This is a genomic window from Candidatus Buchananbacteria bacterium CG10_big_fil_rev_8_21_14_0_10_42_9, from assembly GCA_002773845.1.
In the GTDB taxonomy this organism is placed as follows: Bacteria; Patescibacteriota; Patescibacteriia; order Buchananbacterales; family 21-14-0-10-42-9; genus 21-14-0-10-42-9.
On record PEZZ01000006.1, the window covers coordinates 37,258 to 38,784 of the forward strand.

Sequence of the window (1,527 nt, forward strand, 5' to 3'; positions counted from 1 at the left end):
ATCCGAGTATCTTGCCTTGTGGCCCAATTACTTTGGCAATTGCGACCAGATGCCCGCCGCCGCCAACTGTTCCATCAATAACTGTATCACCGGCCTTTAATTGTAAATTTGTAATTGCTTCGTTAAGTAATACTGGAATATGCCACTGATCCATACATATATTTAACTACACTCCCAGCTCCCCCAAAGCTTCCGCGATATCTCCCGATGTCCGTTCCGTACCTTGCTTATATTTATTCCATGCGGCCTGATCCCAAATTTCAATTCGGCTATACAAACCGGCAACAATTACCTTTTTTGTTAAGTTGGCAAACTGACGTAAATAATCAGGCAAAATGATACGTCCTTGTTTATCGAGCGAGACATCCATAGCGCCTGCCAACATTAAACGGGCGAAAGCGCGCGAGTTAGCTTTGGCTATTGGGAGTGAGGCTAACTTTTGCGCTAGGGCGTTCCATTCCTTTTGTGTGTATAAAAAAAGGCAGTTGTCTAAACCCTTGGTAACAACTGCTCCAATTTTTAAATCTTTTCTAAATTTAACCGGTACGGCAATTCTCCCCTTATCATCAATAGCGTGTTGATATTCTCCAATAAACATCGTGGTTTTTTTATTTTTGTTTAGTTTTAGCGAATAGTTTAGTTATCCACATTTATTTTGGTATATCCCCACATTTATCCACTTTATACCACTAGAATCCATTATACTCCACTTGATAGTTTTTGGCAACCACTTATACACAAGATGGCGAATAGCGAATGGCGAATAAAATTCACGGGTCGACAGTTAAGCGCCTTAATCTAGATCAAATTAAAAGCAGACTATACTCGTAGTCTGCTTTTAATTGCGGCAGTTCCTCGTATGTTGCCAGCAGGTTAGAGACTAACTATAATACCGTCAAGCATAGTTAGTCTCCTTTATTTTCTCTTATAAATTTTTCATAAATTTATATTATATGGTCTATTGCGCCTAACGTTTGATGATATGAGAAGTTGCATTAGCAATTTGGGCTGAGGCTCTGCAAGAGTTGAATCTCATATCCGCTGTTATACGAAGTTCCGCGGAGCGGAATGGAGTATGACAGCGGAGGTATCCGCGCGCGTTATTTGCAATGGAGCGAAGCGGAATTGCTAATAACGTTTCGGCATATCAGACGTTTCGCCGCTTCCTATATTTTTTTAAATTAGAGTGGTGAAATGTGGCTTCAGCCCTTGCAGATATGCCGTGTTGTGCGATGTAAATTTTTATCACGTGGTTAATTTCACCAATTTTAGATACTAAAAGAAAATTTGATTTTTATATTTTTATTTAGTCCTCTATCGGCTCAACAAGACCTTGCTCCGCAAGTTTGGCTAATCCGTCTTTCATTGTTTTGACTTGTTCTGGCGAGTGTCCTTGCCAAAGAGTAACCTCACCAATAACCTTAAACGGATTTTTTGAGCGGTAAGACATTGAAGGATTACCGGGGAATTTTTTGTCAGTTAAATTGGGATCATCCTCGATTGGACCTGTAGGTTCTACTAAATATA

Annotated in this window: 2 protein-coding genes and 1 pseudogene (1 of these 3 only partly in view); all 3 read right to left on the bottom strand. The window is 39.9% G+C overall.

Annotation, left to right across the window (positions count from 1 at the left end):
• Positions 1–154, bottom strand: a pseudogene (locus COT81_01075) (16S rRNA (cytosine(1402)-N(4))-methyltransferase); it reaches 743 nt to the left of the window's first position.
• 12 nt (positions 155–166) lie between these two features.
• The gene (locus COT81_01080; protein PIS05473.1) at positions 167–598 is read right to left on the bottom strand and encodes a cell division/cell wall cluster transcriptional repressor MraZ; all 432 of its coding nucleotides are present in this window, start codon (positions 596–598) and stop codon (positions 167–169) included.
• 708 nt (positions 599–1,306) lie between these two features.
• On the bottom strand, positions 1,307–1,527 hold a 221-nt coding region (locus COT81_01085; GenBank protein PIS05474.1), incomplete at its 5' end, for an NAD(+)--rifampin ADP-ribosyltransferase.